At 68.7% G+C, this 21,439-nt stretch carries 23 protein-coding genes; 4 read left to right on the forward strand and 19 right to left on the reverse strand.

The features are described from left to right. From J5Y10_RS09575 to J5Y10_RS09585, 3 genes are all read right to left on the reverse strand, one after another. The coding region (locus tag J5Y10_RS09575; protein WP_209373038.1) for a hypothetical protein at positions 1–295 on the reverse strand (295 nt) is incomplete at its 3' end. 569 nt (positions 296–864) lie between these two features. Next, a complete protein-coding gene (locus J5Y10_RS09580) occupies positions 865–1,416 on the reverse strand; it encodes a glycoside hydrolase family 108 protein (protein WP_209373040.1) in 552 nt (183 codons plus the stop codon). Continuing rightward, positions 1,413–1,784, reverse strand: a complete 372-nt coding sequence (locus J5Y10_RS09585) for a hypothetical protein (RefSeq protein ID WP_209373042.1) — start codon at positions 1,782–1,784, stop codon at positions 1,413–1,415. Before J5Y10_RS09585 ends, J5Y10_RS09580 begins: the two co-directional genes overlap by 4 nt. A 170-nt stretch (positions 1,785–1,954) precedes the next feature. On the opposite strand from J5Y10_RS09585, the gene J5Y10_RS09590 reads away from it, so the two are divergent. Next, positions 1,955–2,203: a hypothetical protein gene (locus tag J5Y10_RS09590; protein WP_209373044.1), complete on the forward strand. Its 249-nt coding sequence runs from the start codon at positions 1,955–1,957 to the stop codon at positions 2,201–2,203. 195 nt (positions 2,204–2,398) lie between these two features. Beyond that, positions 2,399–2,533: a hypothetical protein gene (locus J5Y10_RS28410; protein WP_280855187.1), complete on the forward strand. Its 135-nt coding sequence runs from the start codon at positions 2,399–2,401 to the stop codon at positions 2,531–2,533. 12 nt (positions 2,534–2,545) lie between these two features. Here J5Y10_RS28410 and J5Y10_RS09595 read toward each other — a convergent pair whose 3' ends face one another. Next, a complete protein-coding gene (locus J5Y10_RS09595; RefSeq protein ID WP_209373046.1) occupies positions 2,546–2,896 on the reverse strand; it encodes a hypothetical protein in 351 nt (116 codons plus the stop codon). Positions 2,897–2,913: 17 nt separating this feature from the next. On the opposite strand from J5Y10_RS09595, the gene J5Y10_RS09600 reads away from it, so the two are divergent. Beyond that, entirely contained in the window at positions 2,914–3,096 is a 183-nt protein-coding gene (locus tag J5Y10_RS09600; protein ID WP_209373048.1) for a hypothetical protein, read from the forward strand. A gap of 976 nt (positions 3,097–4,072) precedes the next feature. Here the strand turns inward: J5Y10_RS09600 and J5Y10_RS09605 are convergent. From J5Y10_RS09605 to J5Y10_RS09640, 8 genes are read right to left on the reverse strand one after another with little or no spacing between them, the layout of a single operon-like run. Beyond that, positions 4,073–4,375, reverse strand: a complete 303-nt coding sequence (locus J5Y10_RS09605; RefSeq protein WP_209373050.1) for a hypothetical protein — start codon at positions 4,373–4,375, stop codon at positions 4,073–4,075. Beyond that, the gene (locus J5Y10_RS09610; RefSeq protein WP_209371303.1) at positions 4,368–4,859 is read right to left on the reverse strand and encodes a hypothetical protein; all 492 of its coding nucleotides are present in this window, start codon (positions 4,857–4,859) and stop codon (positions 4,368–4,370) included. The genes J5Y10_RS09605 and J5Y10_RS09610 overlap by 8 nt, the downstream gene beginning before the upstream one ends. Further along, positions 4,859–5,665: a hypothetical protein gene (locus J5Y10_RS09615; protein ID WP_209373052.1), complete on the reverse strand. Its 807-nt coding sequence runs from the start codon at positions 5,663–5,665 to the stop codon at positions 4,859–4,861. The genes J5Y10_RS09610 and J5Y10_RS09615 overlap by 1 nt, the downstream gene beginning before the upstream one ends. 16 nt (positions 5,666–5,681) lie before the next feature. Further along, on the reverse strand, positions 5,682–8,336 hold the full coding sequence (locus J5Y10_RS09620; protein WP_209373054.1) for a hypothetical protein: 2,655 nt from the start codon (positions 8,334–8,336) through the stop codon (positions 5,682–5,684). Positions 8,337–8,363: 27 nt separating this feature from the next. Beyond that, a complete protein-coding gene (locus tag J5Y10_RS09625) occupies positions 8,364–9,317 on the reverse strand; it encodes a tail fiber domain-containing protein (RefSeq protein WP_209373055.1) in 954 nt (317 codons plus the stop codon). After that, positions 9,318–10,091 (reverse strand): hypothetical protein, encoded by a 774-nt coding sequence (locus J5Y10_RS09630; RefSeq protein WP_209373056.1) that lies wholly within the window; start codon positions 10,089–10,091, stop codon positions 9,318–9,320. A gap of 2 nt (positions 10,092–10,093) precedes the next feature. Further along, a complete protein-coding gene (locus J5Y10_RS09635; RefSeq protein WP_209373057.1) occupies positions 10,094–11,803 on the reverse strand; it encodes a hypothetical protein in 1,710 nt (569 codons plus the stop codon). Beyond that, entirely contained in the window at positions 11,800–15,774 is a 3,975-nt protein-coding gene (locus J5Y10_RS09640) for a coiled-coil domain-containing protein (RefSeq protein WP_209373058.1), read from the reverse strand. Before J5Y10_RS09640 ends, J5Y10_RS09635 begins: the two co-directional genes overlap by 4 nt. Positions 15,775–16,047: 273 nt before the next feature. Here J5Y10_RS09640 and J5Y10_RS09645 point away from each other — a divergent pair, with 273 nt between their 5' ends. Then, on the forward strand, positions 16,048–16,539 hold the full coding sequence (locus tag J5Y10_RS09645) for a hypothetical protein (RefSeq protein ID WP_209373059.1): 492 nt from the start codon (positions 16,048–16,050) through the stop codon (positions 16,537–16,539). A gap of 294 nt (positions 16,540–16,833) precedes the next feature. Here the strand turns inward: J5Y10_RS09645 and J5Y10_RS09650 are convergent, their stop codons facing one another. The 7 genes from J5Y10_RS09650 to J5Y10_RS09680 form a co-directional block, all read right to left on the reverse strand. After that, a complete protein-coding gene (locus J5Y10_RS09650; protein ID WP_209373060.1) occupies positions 16,834–17,358 on the reverse strand; it encodes a hypothetical protein in 525 nt (174 codons plus the stop codon). A 78-nt stretch (positions 17,359–17,436) separates the two neighbouring features. After that, on the reverse strand, positions 17,437–18,072 hold the full coding sequence (locus tag J5Y10_RS09655) for a hypothetical protein (RefSeq protein WP_209373062.1): 636 nt from the start codon (positions 18,070–18,072) through the stop codon (positions 17,437–17,439). Continuing rightward, positions 18,069–18,356 carry a phage tail assembly chaperone gene (locus J5Y10_RS09660; RefSeq protein ID WP_209373063.1) on the reverse strand — a complete coding sequence of 96 codons (288 nt, stop codon included), beginning with the start codon at positions 18,354–18,356 and terminating at the stop codon, positions 18,069–18,071. Before J5Y10_RS09660 ends, J5Y10_RS09655 begins: the two co-directional genes overlap by 4 nt. Positions 18,357–18,397: 41 nt before the next feature. Continuing rightward, positions 18,398–18,703, reverse strand: coding sequence for a hypothetical protein (locus J5Y10_RS09665; protein ID WP_209373065.1), 306 nt, complete (start codon positions 18,701–18,703; stop codon positions 18,398–18,400). Beyond that, positions 18,703–19,071, reverse strand: coding sequence for a hypothetical protein (locus J5Y10_RS09670; protein WP_209373067.1), 369 nt, complete (start codon positions 19,069–19,071; stop codon positions 18,703–18,705). The genes J5Y10_RS09665 and J5Y10_RS09670 overlap by 1 nt, the downstream gene beginning before the upstream one ends. A 50-nt stretch (positions 19,072–19,121) precedes the next feature. Beyond that, positions 19,122–20,441, reverse strand: coding sequence for a phage major capsid protein (locus J5Y10_RS09675; protein WP_209373069.1), 1,320 nt, complete (start codon positions 20,439–20,441; stop codon positions 19,122–19,124). Position 20,442: 1 nt separating this feature from the next. Further along, a complete protein-coding gene (locus tag J5Y10_RS09680; protein WP_209373071.1) occupies positions 20,443–21,195 on the reverse strand; it encodes a S49 family peptidase in 753 nt (250 codons plus the stop codon). Positions 21,196–21,439: the final 244 nt, after the last annotated feature.

A 21,439-nucleotide genomic window follows, 5' to 3' on the forward strand; every position in this document is an offset into this window, starting at 1 on the left:
CGGCCGGCAGGTCGCCGTCCGCGAAGACGTGGCCGAAGCTGACCACCGCGCCGGCCGCGTGCCCGCCGGGGCGGCCCTCAATCGTGAGGGAGCAGATGGCGCCGCCGGGCGTGGACTGCGGCGCGGGGTCTGGCGTTGGAGCCGGCGCGGGAGCCTGCTCGATCGGAGCCGGGGTGGCGGGCTGGACCATGCCGGCCAGCAGCGCCTCGATCCGGTCCATGCGGCTGCCGAGCGCCTCGACGCCCGCAGCGGTGTCCTCGGCCAGCTTGCGGCTGGTCGGCTTGTAGGTGGTCATGGGGGTGTCCTCATGGGTCGGAGCCGCGCCAGCCAATTGGCCAGCCCGTTCCGTCCGCTGTTGATGATGCGGGCACAGGTCGTCACGATGTCGCGGGGAGCGGGCCCGAGCAGCGCATGCGTGTTGCGCCCGTGCCGCCCGAGATCGCAGGCTGTGCCACGGCGGCCTTCGGCTTTCCCAAGTTGGGCCGCTGCCGAGAGGGCCTCACTTACGATTTGCTCCTTGGAGAATTGTCAGCTGCAGCACAGGCCTGGACCGGCACGAGAGTGCCGGTCCCCCTCGGCCAAAAAGCGCCCTTCCAGGGGTGGAAAATCTCCCTGCCAGCCCGACCTTTTTTACTTTGGGGAGAGCGAGCAGGATGTCACTAATCCCGCTCCATGCCGTGGAGCATGTTCATTCCAGCTTCGCTGGTCAGCCGTTTGATCTGAAGCGGCTTCGGGTGGAAGGTGGCTGGATCTATATCAAGGCTCAGCCGGTAGGAGAGACCATGTGCTTCGTGCCGGATCCGCCTGGAGGCCCTGCAGTGGCAGAGCTCAAACCGGCCCACTGAAAGAAGGCGCGGCAGTGCATCACGCCACTCTGTTCAGCTGCCAGCCCCAGGCGAAGTCCTCCTGCGTGGGGTTGGCCTCCGTGATCTCGACGTAGCGGACCGACTGCTGGGCGGTGACCATCGCCACCAGCACCCGGCTGGCATCCGCCTTCCCGCGCTTCTGGATCAGCGAGGCCAGCGCCGCCCGGGTCATGGCACCGCAGGCCCCGTCCACCACTAGGTCGCCGTAGAGGCTGGCCCGCCCATTCAGGTGGTTGAGCGCGCGCTGCAGGAAACGGCCGGCGATGGCAGTGCCCATGTTCACGCCGATGTCGATCAGCTTGGCGCCGAGATCCGGCAGCACGTCATCGATCAGGTCGAAGCCGGGCTGGCGGATGTAGAACAGGGCGTAGATGTCCACCGCCGTTTGCCGCGGCATGGCGATCATTGGCCCCATGTAGCCCGCAGCACGGGCACGGGCGACGGTGATGCCCCAGATCGTCTCCCCACCCTTGTCGGAGGGGTGGTTCGAGTACCGGCCCTCGCGGCCGATCACCCCGTCCGTCAGGGCTGCGGTGCGGGCGGGGGTCATGCCGCCACCTTCCCGGCTGGCACCAGCCCCGCCAGCAACTCACCGTATTGTCCCTGCACCATGTCCCGCAGGTCCATGGGCGGGATCTTCAGAGCATCCAGCGTGCCGCCGAGACGCGCCACCATGTAGGCCGCCCCGCGCGTCACCAGCGCCTGCAGCTCGGGGTCGGTGAGCGGCGCCGAGGTGTTGCCCGCGGCCACGCGCAGGCTATGCATGAAGCCGGCCGCGCGCGTCAGCCCGCGGTCTACCCGCCACACGCGGAGCGCGTGCAGCACCTCGGGCCAAGCGGCCCGGGCCAGCAGAACCAGCGGCGTCACCCAGAGCGCGGGCACGCCGAGTGCCGCCAGGACTTGCGTCCAGTCGTCCATTTCACTCTCCAAAAAAGAAAAATGCCCGGTTAGCCGCCCGGGCGCGGATGCATGTTGCGGCAAACCTGGAATGCAGGTTTGTTCCGCAACAAAATCGTTGGACCTCTAACCATCTCTGAAGGGCGGCGGAGAACCTCCCTTCCTTTGATTTGTGCACCGAAAGGACCAGAATGGCGTCGTCTACTTGCCCGACCGCGGATGACGCCCGCGACAATCTGGACCAATTGCTGGACGAGCTGATCGCGACCTTCAACTGGAAGGAATTGCCCAGAGCCTTGCTGAGCGACGCCGGTGTGGTGCTCATCCGGCGCCTGGCAGACGCAGGTGAGGCTGAAGAGCGGGTTGCATTGTGGCGGAAGCGTTGGTGCGAGACGGTGCGACTGGAAGCCGTGCCACTGCGCAAACCCAATCCGAGCTGACCGGCCGGCCAGGAGGCACGACGGGATCGGCAGCCGGCGCGGGTGCGTCGGACATGGGGTACTCCAGATTTTCAGAGGTGCCCGGCTAACCGGCCGGGCGCGGATCTCCGGAAGCTGCGACACGCTCCATGGTGCATTGCAGCAACCATGATCTCAGAGGAGACTTATGGCCCCGTTGATCCTTGGAGCCTGTGCATGTCCCAGTTTGGCGGCCGGACGGCCGAAACCATGCTCGCTGAGTTGGTCCACCACATGGCCGAGATGGTGAAGGCGCAGAAGGAGACGAATGCTCTCCTCCATCAGCTCCTCCAGCGACCGACCAGCAGGTAGACCCGCACAGGGCTATTCGATGTCCTTGAACACCGGCACCTCAGGTAGAGGCGCTGGGTCGTTGGCACGGATGAGCCGCTCGGCCGCGACATGGCGGATCGCCACGGCGGCCAGTGTCAGGACGCTGATAAAGGCGTGGGCGTGCGCAAGCCGGCGGCGGGCATGCGCCAACGCCATCTCCAGCTCCTCGTCGTCCTCCTTGTTAAGGGTGTCCCGCCACTCGGCGCTTCCTGAGCCAGGCCGGCAAGCACTTATGGAGTGGGCTCTTAGGGACAATGAAATTACCCCTGCCCCGTTCTGGATGCGCAGGAGGCCGTTCGCCAGGAAGTTGACACGATATTCGCGCAGTTCCGCCGGTTTCATCGGGTGGAATGTTAGGCATGGAACCGCCTGAAGATCGTCCGCCTCGGATTGTGCATTTCGCGGTGACGCCCGGGCTCCCCGACGGCATCCAGGAACTTGTCATCCAGATCGAAACAGCTGCTGGCCGGCTCACGCTTGTCGCTTTCTACGACGGCGTAGAAACCTCCGTCTTTATTCAGAACCCGATCAAAGGTGATTGACCTGGGAAATACGACCCTGAACGCACGAGCCCAAGATGGGCAACCTTACCAGCTTGTAAGGGTTTGACCATCAAGCGGCGCACTTGCGAGATCCCAGATAGAAATGGGTGGCGCGCCTACACCCTTTAGGCCGGTTCGATGGCTCGCGATCGAGTGACAGACACGAACGAACTCCTGAGTATGGAGGCAATCCTTGATGACTTGGTCACTCGCTTCAATAACCGGGACCTGCCTAGGGTTCTGCTCCGTGACGTCGGGCTGGCACTGATCAGGCATCTCGCACACCCAAGCGTGGCCGAGGTGCACAGTTCGAGATGGGAGGAACGCTGGAGAGAAGCTATTCGGCTCGAAGCGGAACCGATGCAGAAATCTGACTAAGTAATCCCGCACGGCTTTAACTCCACGCAAGATATTCCGAAAAGCAACAGGCTGTTCGGGGCTGACATTTGATCCTGGGTTCGGGCTCATGATCGATGTTCCCGCAAGCTACGGTCGTACCGCACGCCTGACCTCGCTGCTCGATCCATGTGACGGTGTGCAGAAGGTGGCGGCCGAAGTCACAACCTCGGCCAGGTCAACAGTCGTCATCGTTATGGCCGACCGAGCGGCCGCACTTGGCCTCACCTCCGCATGGAAAGTCCGGAGCTTGCTCCCTCTTCCAATTGGCTGTCCGGCCATACGCGGGTTGCGGCCCTGTAAGGAAGGTGAAAGGAGCCGCGGCTAAATGCGCTGCCCCATCATCCCAGGGCGTCGCTGATGAGTGACCTTCCCACCGGCTTTGCCCGGATCAGACAGATCTCTGAGACGCGGGCGCCCCACGACAAGGTCCGACAGGTCGCGGTCGGGTACGAGACCTCGACCGGCTCTGGCATCGTCTTCCTCCCCGTCACCCGAGCGGTGGAAAAGGGCCTGTACGTGGCGCTTCAGCGGAAGGAGCTTGTTACGCTTCCAATCAGTTAACCCGTCGTTCCCGGGGTTACTCGACGTCCTTGAACACCGGCACCTCGGGCAGCGGCCGGCGGTCGCCCAGCACGATCAGCCGCTCGGCCGCGACATGACGAATGTCCACCGCAGCCAGCACGACCTCGCTGATGAAGGTGCGGGCGTGGGCGAGCTGCCGCCGCAGCCGCCAGTTCTCCGCCTCCAGCTCCTCCTCGTCCTCCCTGTTGATGGTGTCCCGCCGAGAGCGGAGAGCACCGAAGGCGGTGAGCAGGCCGGCCAGGCCGGCGAAGAACATGGAGCCGATCGCGATGATCTGCTCCGGGGTGAGGCTAGGCATAACGGCGCCACAGCCTCCACGAGAGGATGCCCGCGATCGTGGTGAGCGCGAGCAGCAGGGTGATGATGGGCGAGAACGGGTCCAGGCTCATCGCGCCGACCGAGAGCGTGACGTGGAACAGGATGACGTAGCCCGCCGTCTGCACGAGCGCGCGCTGCCGCAGGCTCCCCGCCCGTAGAGCCCCGATCTGCCAGGGGAAGAGGAGGAACCCCACCCACGGCCACAGCCACCCACCGAGGGCGTTGAGGATGGCCAGGCCCGGCCGCTCGGTCAGCGCATCGGGTGAGAGCAGGTTCGCCACTGACCAGCTCAGCCAGGTGATGGCGAAGGTGGCCTCCAGCCACTGCGGGTAGCGGAACGGGTCGCGGAACCAGCCGGAGGTGGTCTCGGCAGCGGCCTCGGCCGCCACTCGCGCGGCGGCGCCCAGAGCGGCATCGCTCGCGCCCGTGTTGCCCAGGGGGCGAAGGTTGGGGCTGCTGGGCATCAGAAGCCGCTCACGCCGCGGGCGCCGATGGCAGCGCGGGAGAAGGCCGCCAGGGTGTCGGTCATGGCCGTGGTGAACGAGGCCGGGAAGATGAAGACCGCGGCCTCCTCGCAGCTGCCCAGGCGCGTGCCGCCGTAGTCCGACCCGAGCAGGATGCGGCGGGTGAGGTTCAGCAGCGAAGTCTTGCCCACGAGGGAGACGGCGGCCGAGGTGTTCGCCGTCTTGTCCCAGGTGCGGACCTCCACCCCTGGGGTGCGGGAGGCGATCAGCAAGCGCCAGGTCGTCAGGTCGGGCACGTCCGGCGTCGGCCAGCCGTTGCTGGCGGGCGTCGGCGGCGTGGTGTTCCCGGTCACGCTGTAGGAGAGCATCCCCGCGCTCGCATGCGGGGCGGCCTGGCCGGAAGGGACGCCGTTGGTCCCGAACATCAGGCCGAAAGCGGAGGCGATGTTCTGGGTGGGATCCGAGCCGAAGGTGCCGGCGAATACCGGCCGGTTGGAGGTGGGGGTCACGTCCGAAGACTTGGCCCGGCCCACCACGGCGATGGTGATGGCGTCCAGCTCTGCCAGCAGCGTGTTGATGGCTGCGACCTGGTTGCCGGTGAGGGTGGCGTAGTTCTGCGCGAAGGTCGGCGTCCCCACGACGGCACCCGGTGCCGCCTTCAGCGAGGCCCGGTTCAGGCAGGACTTCTCGGCGTCGCCGCCGAGGTAGAAGACCCCCACGGGGGCGGGAAGGCTGTCCGGCAGGGCTACCCGCGGGGCACCGCTGAAATCGATGCCGGCGCTGGTGCCGGCGAGGTTGATGGCCATCTCTGTTCTCCGGGGATCAGGCAGCGGTGGCCTGCTGGCGGAACGTCACCAGCTGGTTTGCCCTGCGGTACGGCTTGCCCACCTCGTCCGGCAGGTTCTCGGCCGGGTCCATGCCGGCCACGTAGCGGTACGAGGCGAGGGTCAGCCCGTCGTCGCTGTCCTCGATGAAGGTCAGCCCACCAGCCGCAGCCGCCGAACCCGCAGTAACCCAGGGCGCCTCGTTCGGCGTGCGGTTCACCGTGAGGCGTACGGTCGCGGCGCCGACGATCTCCACAGCGGAGATGGTCAGGCCACCAAGGCTGTCGCTGACCGCGAAGCCCCTGTTCGGGTAGTTTGCGGGATTGACACGTGTCCAGCTGTCGAACGGGCGCGCCCAGCGGATCGGGGCACGCCGCGGCGAAAGGCCGATCAGGATCTCGCGGCCGCGCCAGGCGATGGAGACCGGGCGCAGCGGCTCCCAGCCGCGCCCAAGGTTCAGCACCTCGTGCAGCACCTCGGCATCCTTCTCGCCGCCGGTGCCGTGGCCATTTGCCGCGGGGTGCTCGTCGGTGCCGGACTGCTGGTAGTTCCCGAAAGGCTGACTGACGACGACATAGGGCGAGCGCTCTGCCGCCAGCATCTGCCCCTGAGACACGCCGTTCTGGAAGGTGTCCTGCTGGTAGCCGCCCGAGGTCTGGTGCAACACGAAGAGAGGTGGATAGGCGTTGTCCGTGAGTGGCATCTGGTAGGTGATCCAGTTCGCCACGCGCTGGAGAACACCGGCGCAGTACGCTTCCGCCGTGTTGGCCAGCCCTGCCCCGGCGACGTTCGCCTGCCCCTGATCCTGCAGGACCGCTGGCACGACGAGGGGCTTGCCCTGCGCACTCGCGGCAGCCCGGGCGGCGGCATAGATCTGGCTGTTGTAGGTCCAAAGGTTCTGCTCGTCGCCCGGCCGGGGCGGCGCCCCGTAGGCAAGCTGCTCCAGCGAGACACCAGGGAAGCCGAGTGCCTGAGAGGCGAGCACCCGCTCCGTGCTGGTGAGCGGCACGCCACGCATGGCGCAGTCGAGGCGGCGCAGGGCATGGATCGCGCCCACCTGGTAGAACTCGGACGCTGGCGTGGATACGAGATCGTGGAAGGCGGCGTCGGTCGCCGGCACTGCCGTTGGGCCGCCAAGGGTGAAGCGGGGGCTCGTGCCCACCATTAGGCAGCCGGGGGTAACCGTCCGGGTAATGCCCGGCCCGGAGCCCCCGCCATTGGCGAAGCTCTGCCCGTCGCCGGGAATGAAGTTCACCGCGCCGTTGAGGATTGGCTGGGTCCGCGCCTTGGGAGCTGCGCGCAGCGTCTCGGCCCGACCCAGGGCTGTGGCGTCAAAAGCGGCAATCTCGCCGAAGGTGAAGGTGGTGCTGCTCCCACCACCGGACCCGCCGGAGCTGCCGCCTAGGGAAATCGGGATGATGTTCCCAAACTCGTCCGAGAGGCCGATCTGGTAATCCGTCGCGGCGTTCTGAGAGAGCGTGACACCGCCGATGCGCGCCCGGCCGCTGGGCAGCAGCTCGACGGCGCCGCCGCTGCCAAACCGCCCCACAGTCACGGTGCCGTCCGCGGCCTGCTGGATCAGGGCGCCGGCCATGTAAAACAGCTTCCCATCGCCGGATAGCTCCAGGCCGACGTTGCCGTTCACGTCCTTCACGACGAGGCTGGCAGGGTCGTTGTTCGACCGTGAGACCATCGCCAGCAGGTCGGCCAACGTGAGGCCCTGGTAGGTCCAGGCCCCCGATAGGTACTGGTAGAGCCCGCGGTCGGTCCCTGTGCCGTAGACGTTACCCAGGGCGCCTGCTGCCGGCGTTGGGGTGCTCGCCTGAAGCGCGGTGAGGGTCAGCGCCATCCGGGCGGCGTTGACCACCGCGGCGGCCGTGTTGTTGGCGGCGTCCTGGGCGGCGGCGACATAGGGCTGCGCGAGGCCAGCGACGACAGGCGGCGCCTGGACGGCAAGTTCACCCTCGACCGCGGGCGGCACCTGCGCCCCGACCTGACCGGCCACAGCGGCCGGCAGCCCCGCGGCGGTATCCGCCACCTCCTGCCGGGATAGCTCCACGGCTTGAGCGTCGTTGTCCACCTGCTCAACCAGCGGCGCGACGGCCTGCCGGTTGTCCTCCCAGAACTCCTCCACCGGTATGAAGCGGGGCTGCGTCACCCCGTCCTCATCGTCCTGCCCGATCAGAAGGCCCTCGGTGCCCGTGCGCGGGGCGGCCGCTTGCACGTCCTTGAACAGGGTCACGTCGAAGGGCCGGTTGCCCGGAGCCGCGAGGACACCCTCGGAGCCGCCCAGCGTCGGCGACGCCACGTTCGGCCCGCTCGCCCGCAGCCAGGCCACCGTCTCCGCCGGGCGCGGCTCCTCGCACTCGACGTGCATGGTCCAGTCGCCGGACGGCCCCACGAAGATCTCGGCGCTGTACCGCCCCGTGGCGGCATGGCCGATCTCGTCCTCGTCCAGGGTGATGGCCGCGCCGTCCGGCCGGTACTGGCGCACACGCAGGCCGGACACGTCCACGGGCTGCCCCGTGGCCGTGTTCCGCGCCTCAATGGTGAGCAGCAGGGTGGTGCCGGTGGAGCAGCTGAAGGGCAGCCCCGTGTAGGCCGCACCGAAGAACGCGCGCAGCGTCACATGCACCGGGAGGGCTCCCGACATGCCTTGCACTCCAAGTTGTGGGGTGGGCTAGAGGATCTTGATCGAGGCCACGCGCTTGGTCAGCGCTGCGAGCGATACCTGCAGATCGAGGATGGCCTTACCCTGATCCTGGATGGTCTTGGCCTGCGCCTGGATGGTCGCCACGGCCAGCGGCATCATCTTCGATAGGTCCATGGCCCACATGCGAAATTCCGGGCCGCCCTGGCCGTCCACGTCACTGTCGCCGGGCGTCACCGCTTCCGGGAAGACGGCGTAGACCTCCTGGGCGAAGAAGCCGGTGGCCTTCTCGCCGTTGCTCTTCCAGCGGAACCGACGGGGGCGCAGTTGGAGGAGCAGCGCAGGATCCACGTCACCGTCCTCATCCTTCAGCCGCCGGTCGGAGGTGGTGTTGTAGGAGGTCGCCGTGGCCGTGGTGGTGATGGTGCCGACGAGCCCGCCGTAGCTGGTGAACAGCGCCGCGTTGCCGCCAGCGGTGAGGGCCACATTGACGTTGAGTGGCGCGGTCGTGCTGGAGGAGAGGAAGGCCGAGCCCTGCGAGGTCAGCGTGGCGCCCTTCTGGTCACCAAGCCCCTGCGACCCCGGCACATCCTGGACGGTGTTCACCCGGAGAGTGCCTGGCACTGCCAGGCTGCCGTCCGTCTCGAAGATCGGCGTGCGGTCCGCGTGAACCGTCAGGTAGATAAAGCGCGTACCCGCCGGCCAGTTCACGGCCGAGGTGCCGTTTGAACCGCCCTTGATCTGCGCGCGGGTGATCGTGGCCGGACTTCCCGCGGTGTAGATGCCCTCCGCTTCCTCGTACATCGTCGGCGCCGTAAGGCTGTCCACCACCTCGATCATGACGCGCGAGCCGGATGCGATGCCTGCTTCCGCCAAGGTGCGGAAGGTGGCCGCGGCCGCGCTGCCCGAGAGCTGGTAGGTCCCGGTCCCGGTCGTCGTCGTCGTCAGCAGGACGCGGTTGCCGGTCCGCAGCGCGATACCCATTCAGAGGTCCTCCTGGAAGGTGATGTGTGCCGTGAACAGGCGGTGGCTGGGCTGCGCGGGCGGCGGCGGGGTCGCGAACTTGCCGAACATCGCGTGCCGGAAGTCGCTATTCAGAGGCGAGATGAAGGCCTGTCGGGTGGTGCCGAGAGCGAGGCCGGCATCATCCAGTGCGAAGGCCTCGTCCTCCGTGAGATAGGCGAGGTCAAAATCCAGGGTGCGATAGGTCGCGCCCCTTTGGGCATTAGACACTCCGGACACCGGCGCGCGCTCGATGGTTCCCGCATCACCAACCCCACGCTGCCATCCGAAGGCAATGCCCTTTGCCGGCACGAGCGCGTCGCCCGCCCAGATGCGGCCCAGCTGTAAGTAAGGGTCGCCGGCCACCCCGCTGAAGGAGAACTGCACGTAGCGGGCGGTCAGAGCCGCCGGCAGAAGGAGGCCCACCACACCCCGGCGAAGGTCGAGCGACAGGGAGCCACGGTTCAGCACCTCGCTGCTGCCGATGCCCACATTGCTGAGGCGCACGCGCCAGGCCGCGCCCGTGCCGGGCAGGACCCCGTCCCGCGGCGCGCCGATCCCGAAGAGGCGCAGCGGAACCTGCGTGCCGAGGTCGAGGCCCACTGAGTGGGTCACCGCCCCGCCCGTGTTGCTGCGCCACACCTCGCCGATGGTCGGCGTCAGCAGCGACTGGACGCCCAGCCCCGAGGCCTCCGAGGACGCGGACAAGCTCACGCCCGCGGCCTCGGCCGCGTTGCGCCACGCGATCACCGCCATGCCTACCCCCAGAGATCCAACGTGAGGCGGTCGCCGCGGGCCGAGATGCCCCGCAGGATCAGCGTCCGCCCACCGCGCAGTGCCGCAATGCCCGGCCAGGTCAGCCGCACGGGCTGGCCCGGCTCCATCACCGACCAGAAGCGCCAGGCCTGATCCGGGCGGATCGCCACCCGCCAGGACCGCCGCGCCGTGCCGTGCAGGTCCATGAGCCGCACCGCGAAGGCCTGCGCGTCCGTCACGTCATCGAAGGCGCTGGCCACCACCGGCCCGTCCTGTGCGCCCGGATAGGCGCTCTGGACCACCGGCCGGTACTCGGTCGCCGTCTGCGAAGCCTGCCCGTAGATCGCGCGGTCCGCGTCGCTCACGCTTCCGGCCAGGGCCTCGCCGTCCTGCGTCACCCCGAGCGTGCGGTAGCCCACCTGGGCCCGCCACCACGGCGCCTGTGCGGCGTCCACCTCCTCGGGCGGCCCCGCCAGCATGAAGGGCTCCAGCAGGATGGAGGGGCCGACGATCTCCGGTGGCAGCAGCTGCGAGCCACGGAACCGGCCCAGGGTGTCCGCGCCCCACCAGCCACCCACGCCGGCGGCCAGGGTCTCCAGGGCGGCGGCGACCGTCTGCCCCGTGGCATCGAGCCGAACCTCGCCCACCGGCCAGTCGTAGAAGGAGACGGCCTGGGCCCGGTCGGGCGTCACCCCGCCCCGGGTCCGCAGCAGGTCCTCCGCGATCGCGGCGGCCGTGCCGAGGTAGACCCCGGCAGGCGTCGCGCCGCGGAAGTCCACCGTGAGGGACGAGGTGGTGCTGCCGAGCCGGAGCCAGCCGGCCGCGTTGCAGGTCACATAGGTGCCGGCGGCCACCACCGCAGCGGCGAGCGCCGCAAGGGTCGGCAGATCGCCGGCATAACCGTAGGCGCCGCCGCGCCCGCGCACCGCCAGCACCCCGCTGATCGGCCCGTCGTGCAGGTGCGCCGCCAACAAGCTCGGCACGATGATCGAGGGCTGGGCGTTGCGGTGGATGCCGTAGCGGAGGGGCTTGGCCTGCCCGGCCATCTCCGCCGTGCCCTCCCACATGCCGGTGCCGGCGTAGGTGGAAGACGCCGGCATGGTCAGGTCTGCCGCCGCGCCGCCCAGGGGTAGGCGAAGGCGGGCGGTGCCCTGGGCCAGGCGATCGACCCTGAAGGCGCCGACGGTCGAGAACTCTAACCGGGCTGCCCGTCGGCCGGCACGGTACGGGCCGCGCAGCACCGTCAGGCGGCGGCCCGCAAGGCGCCAGTCCGTCGTCAGGCTGTCCAGCGCGCCGTCGCCGTTGGCCAGCAGGATCTCGCCCGCATTCACCTCCGCCCGGCGGACCTCCGTCGGATAGATCGGGATCGCCCGCTCGATCGTGGGCGGCTCCAACAGCCGCGCCGGCCAGAGCTGGTTCGGGGCGTCCGGGTCGGTCGGCTCCCCGATCCACCCCCGGTCGCTGTAGCGCAGCATCGGCAGGACCGGCTCGGCGGTCACTGGCAGGGCGAAGGCTCCGACCGGCAGGCCGGCGGTTATGGCGAAGGGGACCGGCGTGGGCGGCCCCGCGGCGGGGCGCTCCACGGCGATGGCCCAGATCGGGTCTACCGCGCCGGCGCCAACCAGCACGGTGCCGGGCACGGGATCTGGGATGGCGGGCTGCCACAGCGCCCCGATCGGGGCCGCCGCGACCGGTGCGAGGCCGAGCGTCATGCCGCGCGCAGCCGGGTGGTGACCAGCTCGTCACGGAGCCGCGTGACCTCGCCGCGCAGCGCTGCCACCTCATCCGTCAGCGGGTTCAGCGCCGAGACCACCCGGTCCAGCGACCCACCGAAGGCCGGCAGGTCGAGGGATGCACCCAGGCCACGGAGCTGCCCGGTCACAGACTGGCGGAAGAACGCGCCCTGCGCTCCGTCACCGAGGAGGGCCGATCCCGCGGACAGCAGGGTATCAGCCGCGCCCGTCACCCGCCCGATGTCGACGCCACCGATCCCCGCCGCCCGCGCCTTGGAGAGCTCGTCCGCGAACCCCTGCTGGGCGGAGAGGAAGGCGTTCTGAGGCGAGGCCCCGGAGACGCTGAGGCCGTTGATGTAGTCCACCAGCGTGCCCTGGACCGAGCTGACCCGCGACAGTGCGCTCTGCTGCTTGCCGAGGCTGTCCAGCTCGTTCTGCCGCTTCGTGGCAGCCTCCTGGGCCGCCGCCGCGTCCTTCTCCGCCTGGGTCTTCGCGCGCATCGCGTCGATGTTGAGCTGCGTCACCTGGTTGAAGATGCGAGAGCTCTCCGCGATCTCCCCGAAGCTGGCGTTCGTGTCCTCCAGCGCGCGCTGCATGGTCCGCCATTCGCCGAAGCGCTGGACGGCGTAGCCCGCAATTTCGGCCTCCGGGTCCTTGGTGGCCTGAAGGTATGAGAGCCGGAGGTTGTCGTTGATCGCGCCCTTCGACGCCTCGCGGTCCTCGAACGCCCGAGTGGTCTGGCGCTCCAGCGCGAGCCGTTGCATGTCCTGCACGGCGTTGTACCCGGCCTCGGCCTTCGCGGTCTCGGTGCTGCCGTAGCCGAGATCCTTGATCTGCTGCTGCAGGGTGGTCAGTCCGGAGGCGCGCTGCAGGTCGAACTGCTTGAGGGAGACGCTGGTCATGTCGTCGCCGCGCAGGCCAGCGGCGGTCACGTCGAAGCCCTGCAGGATGTTGGCGTAGCTCGCGCTGCGGGCCTTCTCCAGCGCGGCGAGCTGCTCGTCCTTGGCCGAGGTGATCGGCTTCAGCGAAAGCCCGTACTTGGTCGCCTTGTCGATCGCGTCGGCATAGGACTGGTTCAGCGCGTCGATGGACTGCTCGTAGGCCGTGACCTTGACCGGGTCCAGTGCCTTGTCGAAGACGTTATACACGTCCTTGGTCCACTGCAGCGCGTCCAGCAGGCCCTTGCTCTCGCTGCCCGTACCCAGAGTGTTGATGACGGTCGAGAGGTTGCCGGTGAACTGGTCCTTGTTCTGAGCAATGGTGTAGCGGGTCGCCTGCTCCACGAGCTTGGCAATCCCGTCGTCGTCGCGGTCGTAGCGGTACTCGGTGCTGCCATCCCCGAGCTTGATGCCGTCGCGGTCGCCCACGGACACCACCAAGGAGCCACGAGCGTTGAAGCCGAAGGTCTGACCGATCTTGTCGGCCACCCCCTGAAGCTGCAGGCCGATCTGATCCGCGGCCTTGCGATTTTCCTCGCTGTAGCGCGCGCCAGTGAGGCCGCCGAACTCGGCGGAGTTGTCCGACAAGTCGAGTGAGGCCGTGCCCGTCCGGTCGGAGGGCTTCTGGGCGGGAAGGAGCATGGCCACGACGGCCGCGATCGCCGCGACGTAGGGAGCCACCGCCGCGACGGAGCCCAGGGCAGCCGTCGCGCCAGCACTGAGCCCAAGCGTACCAGCACTGCCTGCAGCAAGGCTCGCCGCTCCACCCACGATGCCAGCGGTGCCGCTGACAACGTTTGCCGCGCCCTTGAGGCCGCCCTGTTGGATGCCGGAGTAAATGCCAAATGCGCCGCCAGCGACACCCAGGGCGCCGAGGCCGGCCTGACCGATGGTGAGCGTGTTCGCATTGCCAGTGAAGGCCGCCGTGGGGTCAGCCGCGCTGAAAGGACCGAAGGCTGGCGCCTGCTGGGTGAAAACGGGGGTGTCGAGGAAGCCCGCGACGTTCGTCTGAAGGACACCATCCACGCGGGACAGCATGCCACCCTGAAACGAGTACCCCGGCTCCAAGATGCTCGGTCCGCCGTTGCCGAACAGGCTCCCGCCGAGCTTCGACAGGCTGCCAGCCTGCTCGAGATAGCCCGTCTTACTGGCGGCGCCGCCGGTGGCCTGCGCGATGGAACCAATAGAATTCCCCGAGGAGCCGGCAATGGAGAACAGCCCGCCCGACGACGATCCGCCGCCGAAGACGCCCTGCACAGCCCCGATGATCGGCATGATGATGGGACGGGCAGCCGCTTCGAACACGAGCTTCGCCAGGGTGGCGAGCGCCGTCTTTTCCAGGCTCTTCCAGGTCTGCTCCCAGCTGGACTTCTGATTGGTCATCAGGTCCGCGAAGGTGTTTCCTGCATAGTCAGAGATGCGCTCGTAGGTGCGCTCGGCGTCGCGCTCCTGCTTCTCGTTGGCCTGCTTCCACTCCCGCGCGGAGTTCTCGCTGGCCCTCTTGTCGGCCGCCTGGCGCTGGTCGATCCCTGACTTCAGCCGCTCCGCCAGCCGATCATCGAAGGTGCCAATGGAATAGAGGCCCGTGCGGGGGTTAAGCGTCGCGTCGCTGTAGAGTTCCGCCTGGACCCGGCGCGCCGCCTCCAACTCCCTGTTGGCCTCGCGCTGCGCGGCCGTCATGCGCGTGGAGCTGTCGGTCAGCTTCTTCAGCGCATCGTTGCGGTCATCCTCCGCGAGGCGGGTCAGGCGGGTGGCCTCGGCCTGCTCGATCTCGCCCCGCGCCAGCGCGCTGTTGATGACGTTTACCCGCGCCGCGTACTGCTCGCGGGCCTGGGCCGCCTTGTCGAGGCCGCGGATGTCATCGACGCTTCCTGGCGACACACGGGGCGCGTCGGGGCCGAACTGCTCCGTTCCCACCACGCCGGCGCGGTCCAGCCGGCCGAGCGCGTCACGCAGCTGACCAGCCTCGCGGTCCGCCGCCTGCATCTCGCTCCGGAGGGTCCGCACCGTGACGATCGCGCGCGCCTCGCGGTCCCGGTCGGCGTCGCTCTCGGCGCGGTAATAGGGGCCGTTGGGGCGGTTGATGTCGCCGAGGTACTGCTCTTCGTCAGCGAGGCGCCGCGCCAGCTCCTGCCGGCCTGCCGAGATTTCCTCAAGGCGGTTCTGGGATCGCAGGCGCAACTCGCCGCGCTGGATGTTCGCCAGGTTCGCCGCGCGCTCGGCCGCGGTCAGGAACAGGTCGTTGACCTGCTGGAGCGTTTGAGCGGTCACCTTGGCGCTCGCCGACATGGCGTCCAGGGCGGTCTGGCCGCGCTGCCGCGCCTCGTCGGCCGCGTCACCGGTTCCCAGGAACTTCGCCGCGAGCGTGCCCACCATCAGTACGGCGCCGGCGATGGCACCTGTCGGGCCGAAGGCGCCGAGCAGCTGCGCACCCTGCACGCCGAACGCGTTCAGCGCATCGCCACCCATCGAGATCTGGGTGGCGAGGTCCTGGATCTGGAAGGAGGCCTGCCCGAGGCCGCTCCGAAGCTTGTCCATCCGGTTCACGGCGTTGTCGTTCGCCGCCGCAACCGCTGCGGCAGGGGCAACGACGGACTGCATCTGGTCGGCTAGGCGCTGGTAGCCGGCCGCAGCGAGGGCGGTAGCCCTTTCCTCGCGGCTCAGGCCCTGAACGGCGCGCTCGGCCGCAAGCTCACGTGCCCGCGCGCCCTGGGCGAGGATGGTGGCGAGACGCTCCTGGGAGACACCCTCCCGGCGGGCGGCCTCCTCGGCCTGGGTCATGCGCTCCGTGACCCGCGCAGTGGCCCGCTCGATGTTCTGCATCGCCCGGTCCATGGGCGAAAGCGACCGGGCCAGGTCATCAAAGGTGCGGTTGGTACGGGTGATGCGCTGGTCGGCCTGCTCAATGGCGACGCCGGCCCCCTGGGCAGCCGCCTCGATCTGGGCCAGCCCTTGGGCAGCCTGGGTCGCGACCACCTCGGGCGCGTAGGTCAGGCTGGCCAAGGCCGTCATGCTCTACCCTCCATATGAGAAGGGCGCCCCGGATGGGACGCCCCTCTGCCCCCGGCGGCCAATGGGCCATTCTCCCTCCTAGCCAGGGGAAGGAGCGTCATGCGCCGGATCGCAATCGCCTGTGTTCTTCTTGCAAGCGCCCGCACAGGCGCTGCTCGGGTTAGCGAAGCGCCCACTTCACCAGATCGGCCCGGTCAGCGCTGGGTTGACCAGCATGGAGACCGTTACGCCCTCCAGCCGGGCGAGAGTGACGCTGATCGAGACGCTCGGGTCTTGCGTGAGTTCAGGGCCGCCAACGGGGGGCCTGCGCTCGCAAGCGGAACCTCCACTCTCCCCACACCCGCCCAGGCCCGTGAGAACTCGCTCCTGGAAGATGCTCTCTCCGGCCGCCCCGACTACACCGCTGCCCTTCGCCGAGCCGCAGAGGCGAACATCAGCGAGGAGAGCCCGGTGGTGCGGCAGACCCGCGCGGCACGCGAGGCCCGCATTGACGCCGAGGTGGCCCGCCTGTCCGACGCCGTCGAGAAGCGCCGCCGGGAGCGCCTGGCATCGGACGCGGCCTCTGCCCAAGCGTCACAAACGATCGCCGCCCGGGCCGCCGCACGCGCCGCCTGCGATGCCCAGGCGTCCGGGGTCGGGGCTGGCACCTACACCCCTTACTCGCCCCGCGCCGGGATCCTCGGATCTGCGCTGGCCGGCGCGATGACGTCCAGCGCCGCGGAGGAGCAGGCGCGGCAGGGATGCTACCGGGCCTACGGGCTCTAATCGCCCTTCTTCGCCGGCCCGCTAGTTAATACCGACGGTAGATATTGTGATTGCCGACATCTTCGAGTTGCCAAAACTCACCGCGAGCGTCGGTTCGCTTCGACATTAAGATGCGGTGCCCAGAGGCGCATCGGATGGAGTACATCCCGCTGTCGCCTTTCAGCTTCTCCAAATTCAGCCCGGGTAAATCAGGGTTGCCTTGGAATTTATCTACTGTTTCGTAGACCGCTTCTCGGATCCTGCGGTCTTCTTTGGACGTTGCCCTAAGGAAGCCATCCGTCCACTTGCACCGTGTCACGCACGCATTGCGTTCACAGCCCGCCGCAAGTCGGAGACTGAACCCTCACCGGAAACATCAGTTCCAGGTCTCAATTCTGCCCTGAGCGCCATAACGTTCCAGCGGGCATCGCGAAGATCCTCGGCCCAACCAACGAGCAAGTTATGAGCCTCACGACCAGCGCCGAGAAATGCCGGGTTAGTTCCCTTTGGCCACCGAGGAAGATGGAAGCGCAGATATTTCAGTTCTCGCGCGACTTTCTCCTCGGCCTCAAGCATCGCACTGATGGTTTGATCAAGTAGAATTAGATCCTCGGCGGAATTCTCAATGCCATCGTTTTGCCCATCAAGGATATAATCTCGAGGCGTCTCCACAAAGGGTTTGAGAGCCAATCTCTGGCCCTGCACGTACTTCCGGATACGATCAAGATTTTCCAAAGCGCCAAGCACATCAACTTGCATCCGCGAGTTTCCGGCGCGGGATGCCTCGAAGCGAGTGACGGCTGGTGGTGGGGTCAGGATCACCGCGTCCAAGGCGGGCATTGGATGCTCCGGGCGGCTGATGCCGCGTCATGGTCACGAGAGCCCCTATATGCGCCAGCTTCGCCGCTCCTTCCAGCCCTATGCCCGACCGACCCTGATCGCCGGGTAGTCGATGCGGCGCCCAGTGAAGCGCCCGCGCTGCTGCGCCCAGGGGATCCGGATCGTGTTCTCCCGGGTCACGTTGAGCGTCGGGAAGGCCCGGCGCACCGCGGCAGCGGCCTCGGCAAAGAAGCCGGCGGGCACCCGGACCTTGATCGGCCGGGCGCCCTCTACCTGCACATCCAGCAGCCGAGAGTAGGGCTCGGCCGAGAAGACCCAGCCCACATCCGCATCCGCGCTCACCGCGTCGGGCCGGAAGGCGTCCGCCGCGATGGGCCGTCCCTCCCCTCCCCGGCCCACCGCCACCAGGAACGACTTGGCGTAGGTGCCAGTGAGCCGCGGGGCGCGACGCTGGAGCTCTTCCAGGGCCATCGTCAGGGCCGGGCCGAGGACAAGGCCCTGGTAGTAGATGACGCCGCCGGGCTGGATCAGCTCTTCCCGCTCGCCCTCGCGCCCGTTAACGAAGGTGTTGAAGGTCGCGGGGAACTGCCCGGCGCCGATCTTCTCGTCCCGGTCCGAGCGGGCGAAGACGGCCGTCTTGACCGCCACGTCCGCCCAGATCGCGTCGGCCGAAAAGGCCAGGCTGATGTTCCGCCGGAACTGCGCGCCGCTCATGTCGGCTCCTTCGGCTGGTTCGCCGCGGCCGCTGACCGCTCCCGGTCCAGCCGCCGCCACTCCCGGTCCAAAGCCCGGATCACCTCGTGTAGGGTCTGCCGGGCATCCTGGTCGCAGCCCAGGCGGTCTGCGTAGTCATCCACCGTGGCGAAGGAGAGCGGCAGGGGGAGAAGCGGGCCCATCCCGCCGCCGGCATAGGCCCGGCTGCCCTGGAGATCGGCCCAGGCTCGCCAGAGCCAGCTGTTGCCCTCCTCCAACTCCGGCGCTTCCGGCGGCGGCTCCACGTCTTCGTCACCGACCTCCTGTGCGCGCCGGAAGAGGGCGATCAGGCTTCCGTACTCGTCCTCGTATTGGACGAGCTGGAGGAGTTTCCCTCCGCGTCCTCTCCATCCGCCTCGCGGCGGGCCGTGGCCATGTCCACCGCGGCGAAGGCCAAGTCGAGCATAGGCTCGCCCTCCGCCGTGGCGGCCAAGCCGCGGACCTGCTCGAACGTTGCCGGCTGACCGTCCGAGCCCTCGAAGCCGCGCACATCGCGCACCAGCTCTTCGAAGAGGATTTTGGCCTGCTCCTGGGCCTTGATCGCGGGCGGCACCTTGTCCCAGCTGCCGTGCTGGCGGCGGAGGCGGCTCATCATCGTGTCGCGGCGCAGTTTGTAGGCGGCGGTGATGCCGAGGACGCGGAAGGCCGCATGGTCGCCCAGCCCTCCGGGATGACGACAGCGCTGTTGTCGCGCAGCACCGCGGCGGGCGGGACCTGCGCCAGCGCGCCCACCACGGGGGCGGTATCCGGCCGGATCTCGACCGGGCGGGCGATCACCGGCGCCTCGCCCTGGAAGCGCTGCGGCGCCTCCGGCACGTCGAGGTCCGCGTCCGGCGTGGTGGCGAAGCCCTGGTCCATCAGGGCCCGCGCCATCTCGGGCTCGAAGCCCGCGACCTCGCCGGTGTTGTAGAGGGTGCCGACGCGGGTCGGCTGGGTGAACTTCACGGCCGTGAGGGACACGGGCTTCGCTCCTCGGATCGGGATGGCGGAAGGAAGGGCGGGGGCGCCGATCAGGCGCCCCACTTCACCCCGGTCAGCACCGCGATGGCCTGGTCGTAGCGGACCCCCGTGTCGTGGTGCTCGATGACGCGGATCAGCGTCTCGTCGTTCTGGAAGGCGGAGCGGGTCACGCCGTCCGTGTCCACGTAGGAGGCCACGTCGGAGGCCGCGATCGTCAGCCGGTCCTCGTCGCCGATGACCATCTGCGCCCAGTCGGCAAAGTAGATCTCGCTCTCGTTCGAGCCGGCGCCGAGGTTCGTCGGCACTGAGTTCGTGGCGCGGAAGGGGTACGGCCCGATCCGGCCCTGCGAGATCTCCGGAAAGGCCTTGTTGCCGTTCCCGTCGAGCAGCGTCTCCAGGAAGATCGCCGTCCGCCAGGAGATGATGTAGCCGGCCCGGGACATCGGGATGTTGGCCGTCAGCAGCTTCAGGCGCAGCGCGGCCAGGTCGTTGGTCACGTTCTGCAGGTTGATGGTGGCATTCGCCGCGAAGACGTTGGCCGCAGCCGCGAGATAGCGGGCACCCGTCGGGGCCGTGGCGGAGCCGACGCCGCGGAGGAACTGCTGGTCCTCCGTGATTGCCACGCTCTCGCGCAGGTCCTCGCGCACCATCTCGTCCACCTGCCGCGAGGGGCGGCGCAGCAGCTCGTTCATGATGGGCACGATCGCGGCCAGCTTCTTGGCCGAGAGGGTCATCTGCCCCACGCGCACGTCCGTGGTCGGGATGGCCTGGCGCTCGCCCACATAGGCGGCGGCGCTACCGGCCGTCTTCTTCCGCGTGGTCAGGTTCCCGCCGGGCAGCGGGATCTCGCGGGCACCCATGGCACGCACGGCCACCGTGGGGCGGAGCAGGTCGATGAAGTCGGAGGCGTAGCGCGTGTCCACCAGGAAGCCGCCCTTGGTGGTGGTGGACTGCTCCATGTTGCCGACGACCTGGCCGAAGTCGGAGCCCCAGCGCTCCTCGGCGATGCTGGCGGCGGCCCGCTGGTCCATATCGCCCAGGATCAGCGCCTGGGTGATGCGGGAGAAGGCGATGCCCGGCTGCAATGGCTCGGCGGCGGCCGCCGGCACCGTGGCGCCGGTCGGGGTGATACGCGTCCCGCCCGGCAGGCCGGGGAGCGGCTTCGCGGCGGCGGCGCGGCGGCGCTCGGCATCGGTCTCACGGCCAATGGCTGCGACGAGGCGGTCATCCTCGGCCTGGGCTGCGGCATAGGCCGCCTTCTCCTCGGCGGTCAGGTCCCGCTCGCCATCGGCATGCGCCGTGGCCAGCAAGGCCTCCATCTGGTCCAGGTTCGCGGCCTGGGCTGCCCGGAGGGCGGTGATGCGGTCCATTTCAGGTGCTCCTCGCGCGGCGCTGCCGCATGTCGTGGTCGCGCTCGGCCAGCGCGCGGCTGCCGCCGCTCGGCGGGGATCGCCGGGCAAGACGGGATAGGGTGGCCTCCAGGGTGTCGAGGCGATCGGCCATGCCGGCCTCGACTGCGTCTGCACCGGCCTTTACGCCGCCCTGGCCCCAGGCCTTGGAGCGGACGGTGGCAGTGCTGACCTTGCGTCCGCGAGCGACGGCGCCGATGAACTCGGCTTCGATCGCGTCGAGGGCGGGGACCATTGCGGCCCTGCCCTCCTCGCTGGACAGGTCCGGGCGCTTGTTCGGCGCGCCGGAGCTGACGACCTCGTGCGTCCGGCGGCCGGAGGTGTCCGGTCCTTCCTGGCGCGAGGTGGAGAAGATGACGCCGATCGACCCGACCAGGGCGGAGGGGTCCATGACGATTTCGCCCGCCTGGCTGGCGAGCCAGTACCCGGCTGAGCAGGCCATGCCAGCGACGTAGGCCGTGACCGGCTTCGGCGACGCGGCTATCAGCCCGCCCATCTCGCCAACACCCGTGGTCACGCCACCGGGGGTGTCCATCACCAGCAGGATGCGATCCACCGCCGCGCTGGCCTGGATGGTGCGCAGGTCGGCCGCCAGCAGATCCAGGCTCGTGCCGCCGCTGGACAGACCCATGGAGGAGGCCCGCGGGAAGATAGGCCCGAAGACCGGCAGGGCCGCCAAGCCGTCGCGGATCATGCCGCCACGGGTGCCTTCCATGCGCGAACCCATGCACGAACATGACCCAGGTGCTCTTGCCGTGGTTCGGAATGCCCGTGACGACGATCAGCCTACCCTCGCTGGGCAGGGACAGGATCGCGTCGGTCGCCCCGGCTCCGGTGGAGAGCAGCGGCGGGCGGCCCTGGTTGCGCAGGGCGATGAGGTCGCCCGGCTGGATGCGGTGCACGCCCTCGATTGGGTAGGGCTGCGCCGCCTCAATGCACTCCTGCACCTTGCCGGCCCC

Source organism: Roseomonas indoligenes (genome assembly GCF_017813365.1).
In the GTDB taxonomy this organism is placed as follows: domain Bacteria; phylum Pseudomonadota; class Alphaproteobacteria; order Acetobacterales; family Acetobacteraceae; genus Roseomonas; species Roseomonas indoligenes.

Bases quoted from the DNA above. Each gene is read 5' to 3' on its own strand.
- J5Y10_RS09640 (WP_209373058.1), bottom strand. From the start codon at position 15,774: ATGACGGCCTTGGCCAGCCTGACCTACGCGCCCGAGGTGGTCGCGACC.
- J5Y10_RS09595 (WP_209373046.1), bottom strand. From the start codon at position 2,896: ATGAAACCGGCGGAACTGCGCGAATATCGTGTCAACTTCCTGGCGAAC.
- J5Y10_RS09615 (WP_209373052.1), bottom strand. From the start codon at position 5,665: ATGGCCATCAACCTCGCCGGCACCAGCGCCGGCATCGATTTCAGCGGT.
- J5Y10_RS09600 (WP_209373048.1), top strand. From the start codon at position 2,914: ATGGAACCGCCTGAAGATCGTCCGCCTCGGATTGTGCATTTCGCGGTG.
- J5Y10_RS09580 (WP_209373040.1), bottom strand. From the start codon at position 1,416: ATGACCCCCGCCCGCACCGCAGCCCTGACGGACGGGGTGATCGGCCGC.
- J5Y10_RS09590 (WP_209373044.1), top strand. From the start codon at position 1,955: ATGGCGTCGTCTACTTGCCCGACCGCGGATGACGCCCGCGACAATCTG.
- J5Y10_RS09625 (WP_209373055.1), bottom strand. From the start codon at position 9,317: ATGGGTATCGCGCTGCGGACCGGCAACCGCGTCCTGCTGACGACGACG.
- J5Y10_RS09610 (WP_209371303.1), bottom strand. From the start codon at position 4,859: ATGCCCAGCAGCCCCAACCTTCGCCCCCTGGGCAACACGGGCGCGAGC.
- J5Y10_RS09675 (WP_209373069.1), bottom strand. From the start codon at position 20,441: ATGGACCGCATCACCGCCCTCCGGGCAGCCCAGGCCGCGAACCTGGAC.
- J5Y10_RS09650 (WP_209373060.1), bottom strand. From the start codon at position 17,358: ATGCCCGCCTTGGACGCGGTGATCCTGACCCCACCACCAGCCGTCACT.
- J5Y10_RS09630 (WP_209373056.1), bottom strand. From the start codon at position 10,091: ATGGCGGTGATCGCGTGGCGCAACGCGGCCGAGGCCGCGGGCGTGAGC.
- J5Y10_RS09585 (WP_209373042.1), bottom strand. From the start codon at position 1,784: ATGGACGACTGGACGCAAGTCCTGGCGGCACTCGGCGTGCCCGCGCTC.
- J5Y10_RS09655 (WP_209373062.1), bottom strand. From the start codon at position 18,072: ATGAGCGGCGCGCAGTTCCGGCGGAACATCAGCCTGGCCTTTTCGGCC.
- J5Y10_RS09620 (WP_209373054.1), bottom strand. From the start codon at position 8,336: ATGTCGGGAGCCCTCCCGGTGCATGTGACGCTGCGCGCGTTCTTCGGT.
- J5Y10_RS09680 (WP_209373071.1), bottom strand. From the start codon at position 21,195: ATGGAAGGCACCCGTGGCGGCATGATCCGCGACGGCTTGGCGGCCCTG.
- J5Y10_RS09605 (WP_209373050.1), bottom strand. From the start codon at position 4,375: ATGCCTAGCCTCACCCCGGAGCAGATCATCGCGATCGGCTCCATGTTC.
- J5Y10_RS09635 (WP_209373057.1), bottom strand. From the start codon at position 11,803: ATGACGCTCGGCCTCGCACCGGTCGCGGCGGCCCCGATCGGGGCGCTG.
- J5Y10_RS09665 (WP_209373065.1), bottom strand. From the start codon at position 18,703: ATGAGCCGCCTCCGCCGCCAGCACGGCAGCTGGGACAAGGTGCCGCCC.
- J5Y10_RS28410 (WP_280855187.1), top strand. From the start codon at position 2,399: ATGTCCCAGTTTGGCGGCCGGACGGCCGAAACCATGCTCGCTGAGTTG.